Below are 6,671 nucleotides of genomic sequence, written 5' to 3' on the forward strand. Positions count from 1 at the left end.
CGGGATGCAGTCCGTCGAAGCCACCCCAATCGACGGCCGACGTGCCGCCCTCGGCGAGCGCGGCCCCGACGAGACCGCCGAGGAGCGCGTGGCCCGAGCTCGACGGCAGGCCGCGCCACCACGTGATCAGGTTCCAGGCGACCGCGCCGGTGAGCGCGGCGCCGAGGACCACGGTGACATCGGCGCTCGGCACCGTGACGATCCCCGCGATCGTGTCCGCCACCGCCCGGCCGATGAGCAGCGGCCCGATCACGTTGCCGACCGCCGCGAGGATCACTGCGGGGCCCGGGTGCGCGGCGCGGGTCATCACCAGCGTGGCGATGGAGTTGGCGGCGTCGTGCAGGCCGTTCGTGACCGCGAACGCGAGCGCCATGGCTACGGCGACGACGAGAGCGGTGCTCACCCGCGCATTCCTCGAGCACTACCTCGGCGAGCCGGTGGCCCCGAAGGCGGCTTGATCCGCGTCGGGCCGGTCGGACTGGTCTGACTCGTCGAACGGCGACGCGATCGTGAACGTCTCGCCGTCGGGGAGGATCGCCTCGTCCATCGGGTGCCCGGCCATCTCGGGGACGTGCTCCACGACCGGCTTCCCGCGCGGCATGAGCAGCGCGGTGAACGCGCCGACGATCGCGATGACGAACATCGTCACGAACACGAGGTGCAACGAGTCGGCGAACGCGCCGCGCACCGCGTCCTGCGTCTCGACGGGGAACGCCTTCGCCGTCTGCGCAGAGAGCAGCGCGCCGGCGGGGATGTGCTGGCCGGGGAAGAGCTCGGCGATCCGGTCCGTGAGCGAGGTGAGCATCACCGCGCCCGCGATCGCCACCCCGAGCACACCGCCGAGCTGACGGGTGAAGTTGACGAGGCCCGTCGCGGTTCCCATGCGCGGGAGGTCGACCGAGTTCTGTGTGGCCAGGATCGTGGTGAGGAAGGTGATGCCCATTCCGAACCCGATGAACACCATGCACACGCCGGTCTCGAACTCGCTCGTGCCGGTACTGAGGCGCGTGAGGAGGAACGTTCCCACGAGGACGAACCCGAAGCCCGCGACGGAGAGGACGCGGTACCCGACCGCGAGGATGAGGCGCGCCGCGACCGGTGAGGCGACGACCATCGCCAGCATCATCGGCGTGAGGATGCGGCCCGCCTGCGTGGCCGACGACTGGTTCACGACCTGCACGAAGAGCGGCAGGAACGACAGCGTCCCGAACATGACCATGCCGATCGCGAGGCCGATCGAGTTCGACGCCCGCAGCGTGCGGATCTTGAACAGGTCGAAGGGGATCAGCGGCTCGGTCGCCCGCCGTTCGATGAAGAGGAACGCCACGAGCAACACCACGCTCGCGCCGAGGGCGCCGACGATCATCGGCGAGCCCCACCCGTAGTCGCGGCCGCCGCTCTCGAGCGCGAACACGAGCAGCCCGGTCCACCCGAGCAGCGTGAACATGCCCGGCCAGTCGATGCGGTGCTTGTGCCGGTACTGGAGCGGCTCGATCATCACGAACGCGACCATCAGGATCGTGAAGACGGCGACGGGCAGGTTCACGTAGAACACCCAGCGCCACGACAGGTTCTCGGTGATGAATCCGCCGATCAGCGGTCCGACGATCGATCCGAACCCGAACACCACCGAGAACAACATCGAGACCTTCGGGCGCTGCTTCATCGTGTAGAGGTCGGCCACGATCGTCTGCGCGACGGGGAGCACGCAGCCCGCGCCGACACCCTGGAGGCCGCGGAAGAGGACGAGTTGGATCATCGAACCTGCCGCCCCGCACAGCATCGAGCCGACCATGAATATCACCATGCCCGTGAGGAAGATCTTCTTGCGGCCGTACATGTCGGCGAAACGACCCCACACCGGGATCGTCGCGATCTCCGCGAGGAGGTACGCGGTGAACACCCAGGCGTAGTGGTCGAGGCCGTGGAGGTCGCCGATCACCGTCGGCATCGCGGTAGCGACGACCGTGCCGTCGAGCGCCGCGAGGAACATGCCCGCGGTGACGGCGACGAGCGTGAGCCGGCGACGCCCGGGGCTCAAGCGCGCCGCGTACGCGGTGGAGAGGCTCACACGCTCGTTCCCCGCAGCGCGGGCGCGACGAGTCGTGCGAACTGTTCGATGCGGTGATCCTCGGTCTTGGTGTCGCGTCGCAGGTACTCGACGAACAGACCCCAGAGGAACGTGGCGATGCAGTCGGCCGCGGCGTCGAGATCGGCGTCGGGTGCGGCGTCGGTCGCGCAGCCGAGTACGGCGACCCACCGGGCGCGCCACAACGCCGCAAGCGTGAGCCCCACCTCGAGCGCGTCCTCGTCGCCGAGGACGGCCTCACCTTGCATGAGGCTGAGGAACTCGCGCTGGCCGATGAAGCGCGTGAACTCGCGACGGGCCTCCGCGACGATGATCGCCTCGACCGGCGCGGGGGCGGGCAGTTCGATCTCGCCCGGCTCCTTGCCGAAGCCCTGCGCGCGGTACACCTCGCGGATGAGCTCGGCCTTCGAGGCGAAGTGGTAGTAGAGCCCGGGTACCGTCACGCCGGCCGCGTCGGCGAGCTCGCGCATGCTCACGGCGGTGGTGCCCCGCTCCGCGAAGAGGCGCAGCGCCGCCTCGACGATCCGGTCTCTGGTGGGGACCGTCGTGGTACCCGGCGCCGCGCTCACGGGCGCCAACTTACTTGAACGCTCGTTCAACCACCAAGCCCTTCCCCCCTTCAAAACAGATTGGGGTTACAGGGGGTGGCCGATCAGGAGGGCGCCGGGAGCGAAGTCGGCGCCGTTGTACCAGGAGCTCTCGTCGCTCGCGAGGAACAGGCAGGTGCGCGCCGCGGCCTCGGGTCCGCTCGCGTACTCGGCGCCCGGCCCGCGGTGTTCCCGCGGCCGGAACTCGCGCTGGTTGCCGGTCGCGAGCAGCTCACCCATCCGTTCCGAGATCGGGTTGTCGGTGATGAACTGCGGGCTGCCGCCCGAGCCGTAGATGCAGTTCACGCGGATCCCGCGGGGCGCGAGCTCGATCGCCGCGCACTTGGTGAGGCCGCTGATCGCCCACTTGCTTGCGCCGTACGCGCACGTGTACGGCGCCGGCTGCACGACCCACACCGACGCGTAGTTGACGATCGAGCCGCCGCCCGATTGCGTCATCGGCGCGATCGCGGCGCGGATCCCCATGAACGTGCCGAGCTCGTTGACCTTGGTGACACGCAGGTAGTCCTCGGGCGTGGTGTCAACGATCAGGCTGAGATGCATCACCGCCGCGATGTTGGCGAGCACGTCGAGCCGGCCGTGCTGCGACATCGTCCGCTCGATGAGCGCCGTCCAGTCGGCCTCGACGCTCACGTCGCAATGCACGTACGTGGCGGCGTCGCCGATCTCGCTCGCGATCTCCTCGCCCCGCTCGTCGACGACGTCGGACACCATCACCTGCGCGCCCTCCTCCGCGAACACCCGCGCCGTCGCCGCGCCCACGCCGCGCGACCCGCCAGTCACGATCGCTACCTTGCCGTCGAGCCGTCCCATGCCTGCTCCCCTCGTGTGCGGTTTCGCGGCCATTATCTACTCGTGAAGCTGGTGCGTGCGCTCGGGATCGTGGCGGGTGCGGCGGCGGCGTACACCCTCGTCGTGCGCGGCGCGCTCACGCTCGACCTCGGGATCGGCCGCCGGGTTCGGCCACTCGGGCCGATCCGCATGCCGATCGACGCGCCACCCGACGTCGTGTTCGACGTGATCGCGGCGCCGTACTTGGGCCGCACACCGCGGGCGATGGAGGCGAAGGTCGAGGTGCTCGAGCGCGGGAGCGACATGGTCCTCGCCGCGCACTACACGCCGACCGGCATGCTCACGGCGACGACGGTCCGGTTCGAACGACCGCTTCGCGTGCACTTCCGGCTGCTTCGGGGCCCCGTGCCGCACGTCGTCGAGACCTTCGAACTGCGGGCGAACGCGGAGGGTGGCACGGACTTCGAGTACACGGGTGAGCTCGGCACCGACTTCGGGGCCGTTGGTAGCTGGTGGGGCGGCATCGTCGCGGACAAGTGGGAGCGGACCGTGCAGGAATCGCTCGACGGCATCCGCGCCGAGGCGGAACGACGCGGGAGCCGGCGGCCCGGCGCGGGCCTACCATGAGCCGCATGGCGCATTCCGGCGCCCCCGCCGTTCGGCCGCTCGGCGGCATGCAGCCCGATCCCGAGCTGCTCCCCGTGCCGCACGAGACGCAACGTGTTCGCGCCGACGGCCGTCCGCAGCCCGCGTTCCGCGAGGACCTGCGTCGCGTCCCGTCATGGCGCAACGCGTGGGCGGTGCTGTTCGCGTGGATCCAGACGGTTGGCGTGCTCGCGCTCGCGGTGTGGTGGGGAAACCCGATCGGGTACGTGCTCGCGTTCCTGCTCATGGGGCGCGCCGACGCGCAGTTCGCCGCGCTGATGCACGAGGCGGCCCACCGGCTGCTGTTCGCGAACAAGCGCGTCAACGATCTCGTGGGGCGGTGGATCGTGGGATACCCGATCTTCACGTCCACCGACGCGTACCGGCGCGTGCACATGGCGCACCACCGCCACGAGTTCGGCCCCGACGAGCCCGACATCCCGCTGTACTCGGGCTACCCGATCACCGCCGCGAGCTTCCGCCGCAAGCTCGTGCGCGACGCCACCGGCCAGACCGGGTTCCGTCTGTTCCGCGACCAGTTCGCGCCCGCTCGATGGAAGGGCTCGCGCTCGCGGCGGACGTTGCTCCAGATCCTGCTGGTGCAGGCGGTGCTGTTGGGAGCGGCGATCGCCGTCGGCCGGTGGTGGCTGTACCCGTTGCTCTGGGTGCTGCCGCACATAACGGTCTGGCGCGTGATCAACCGGTTGCGCGCGATCGCCGAGCACGGCGGCATGAACGCGTCGTCCGACCGGCGCGAGACCACGCACACCGTGCAGCAGCACGCGGTCGCGCGGTTCATGCTCGTCCCGTACCACATCGGCTGGCACCTCCCGCATCACGTCGACGCCGGCGTGCCGATGCGCGCGTTGCCGCGCTACCACCGCGCGTTGATCGAGGCGGGCTACGTCACACCGACGCTCGAGTACGCGAACTATCCGGCGCTCTGGCGGGCATTGCGCGCGGGAGCCTCTGGCTCGGCCTGACGCGGATCGATCCGAATCTCGGGTTAGCCGGCGACGAGGTCGGCGTACTCCGGGTGCTCTGCGATGTACTCGGCGACGGCCCAACAACCCGTCGAGAACGAGCTCGTAGCGCGACTGTTCCTCGTTGTTACGGATCTCGGCCGCCATCTTGAAGGGTCTATCCGATCCTTCGTCGTCGGCGCGCTCTCGCGCGTTCCGCCGGCGGTGCGGCATACGCACCGAGGAGGTGCGCGGCGTGGGAGCGCTGCAGCGCGCGATACTCCGCCGGTGCCACAACGTCGACGTCGGGGTCGAGGCACACGAGCACGTACTCGACGCGGCGCTCCCCGATCACGGTGACGTCGGCTTCGACGCGACCATCGTGGAGCTCGACGGTGCGTTCGACGCGGTGCGGTCGCGGCAGCGCGTCGAGTTGCGCTGGTGTGAGCCGCAGCGTGATCGTGCGCTCGTACTCGCGCAGGTCGAACCAGTCGGGGATCTCGGCGTCGGTGGGCGGGTCGGACGCGACATCACCGAGCTCCGAGTCCACCATCCGGTCGACGCGGAAGTTCTTCGCATCGGCTTCTTCGAGCTCGCGACCCTGGAAGTACCAGTGGCCCCACTTGCAGTAGACGCGGTGCGGCACCGCCTCGCGGTCGCTCGCCACCTCCGCGCCGTCGGGCAGGTAGCGAAAGCGCAGCGACCGCCCCTCCCGCCACGCTTCCTGCGCGACCGGCAAGTACGGCGGGCGCTCGACGCTCACGCACAGCTGCGCCGCGACCACCGCGCGCAGCTTGGCGAGCGCTCGATCGAGATCGGGAGTGGAGCGGGTCGCAACGCTCTGGAACGCGAGCCCGGCGACGAGGAGGCGCAGCGCGGTGTCCGGATCAGGTGCCTCCGACGCGAGGTTACGGAGCCAGTGCTCCTCGGCGACCATGAGCCGGCCGTCTTCGGTGAGCAGGAACGCTCGCTCCTCGCTCACGATCTCGTCGGTGCCGGTGCGGAACTCGAGGTAGAGCACGGGCTCGAGGAGTGCGTGGAGCGTGTCGGCATCGACGTCGACGGCCCGCGCCGCGTCGTCGAGTTGTACGACGCCGCGCTCTTCCGCGAGCGCGAGCGTGGCGCGCAGGATCTCGAAGTGGCGTTGTTTGGCAAGCGCGGGCATCAACGCGCCTCCGCGAGCGCGGCGAGATGGTCGCGCACGATCGCCACCAGCTCGGGCGGCGCGAGCACGACGGCGTTGGTGCGAAACGCAAACAGCCGGTTGCGAAACGACCTGTAATGACGCACGTCGAGCTCGATCACGCCGCCGTCCGCGTCGGGCTCGACCATCTCGCCGCCGAGCTCGCGCCGGAATGCGACCACATGATCGGCGCGCACACGCACCCGCGCACGCATCAGCGGGTCGGTGCCCCAGACGTTGGGGTCGAGGTCGAACGCGGCATCGACGTCGAAGTCGTCGGGCACCGCGTACATGCCGGCGGCGCCGTCGAGCACGACCGGATCGACACCGTCGCCGCGCTCGATCCGGTCGAGCCGGAACCGGCGCACTCCACCTGCGTCGACGTCGAGGCC

At 70.0% G+C, this 6,671-nt stretch carries 8 protein-coding genes; 2 read left to right on the forward strand and 6 right to left on the reverse strand.

Features of this window, described 5'->3' with window-relative positions:
- The 4 genes from WD271_11300 to WD271_11315 all read right to left on the reverse strand — a co-directional run.
- Nucleotides 1-403, reverse strand: a 403-nt coding sequence (locus WD271_11300; protein MEX1008418.1) for an inorganic phosphate transporter, incomplete at its 3' end; no start/stop codon positions are given.
- An 18-nt stretch (nucleotides 404-421) separates the two neighbouring features.
- The gene (locus WD271_11305; GenBank protein ID MEX1008419.1) at nucleotides 422-2,071 is read right to left on the reverse strand and encodes an MDR family MFS transporter; all 1,650 of its coding nucleotides are present in this window, start codon (nucleotides 2,069-2,071) and stop codon (nucleotides 422-424) included.
- Nucleotides 2,068-2,658 (reverse strand): helix-turn-helix domain-containing protein, encoded by a 591-nt coding sequence (locus WD271_11310; GenBank protein MEX1008420.1) that lies wholly within the window; start codon nucleotides 2,656-2,658, stop codon nucleotides 2,068-2,070. The genes WD271_11305 and WD271_11310 overlap by 4 nt, the downstream gene beginning before the upstream one ends.
- A gap of 66 nt (nucleotides 2,659-2,724) precedes the next feature.
- Nucleotides 2,725-3,510, reverse strand: coding sequence for an SDR family NAD(P)-dependent oxidoreductase (locus WD271_11315; protein MEX1008421.1), 786 nt, complete (start codon nucleotides 3,508-3,510; stop codon nucleotides 2,725-2,727).
- Nucleotides 3,511-3,552: 42 nt separating this feature from the next.
- Here WD271_11315 and WD271_11320 point away from each other — a divergent pair, with 42 nt between their 5' ends.
- Nucleotides 3,553-4,116: an SRPBCC family protein gene (locus tag WD271_11320; GenBank protein ID MEX1008422.1), complete on the forward strand. Its 564-nt coding sequence runs from the start codon at nucleotides 3,553-3,555 to the stop codon at nucleotides 4,114-4,116.
- Nucleotides 4,117-4,121: 5 nt separating this feature from the next.
- Nucleotides 4,122-5,117 (forward strand): fatty acid desaturase family protein, encoded by a 996-nt coding sequence (locus WD271_11325; protein ID MEX1008423.1) that lies wholly within the window; start codon nucleotides 4,122-4,124, stop codon nucleotides 5,115-5,117.
- 157 nt (nucleotides 5,118-5,274) lie between these two features.
- On the opposite strand, the gene WD271_11330 is transcribed toward WD271_11325, so the two are convergent.
- Entirely contained in the window at nucleotides 5,275-6,261 is a 987-nt protein-coding gene (locus WD271_11330) for a WYL domain-containing protein (protein MEX1008424.1), read from the reverse strand.
- On the reverse strand, nucleotides 6,261-6,671 hold a 411-nt coding region (locus WD271_11335; GenBank protein ID MEX1008425.1), incomplete at its 5' end, for a WYL domain-containing protein. The genes WD271_11335 and WD271_11330, both read right to left, overlap by 1 nt.

The sequence above is a fragment of the Acidimicrobiia bacterium genome (assembly GCA_040880805.1).
Lineage (GTDB): Bacteria > Actinomycetota > Acidimicrobiia > IMCC26256 > DASPTH01 > DASPTH01.

Bases quoted from the DNA above. Each gene is read 5' to 3' on its own strand.
- WD271_11315 (MEX1008421.1), bottom strand. From the start codon at position 3,510: ATGGGACGGCTCGACGGCAAGGTAGCGATCGTGACTGGCGGGTCGCGC.
- WD271_11325 (MEX1008423.1), top strand. From the start codon at position 4,122: ATGGCGCATTCCGGCGCCCCCGCCGTTCGGCCGCTCGGCGGCATGCAG.
- WD271_11330 (MEX1008424.1), bottom strand. From the start codon at position 6,261: ATGCCCGCGCTTGCCAAACAACGCCACTTCGAGATCCTGCGCGCCACG.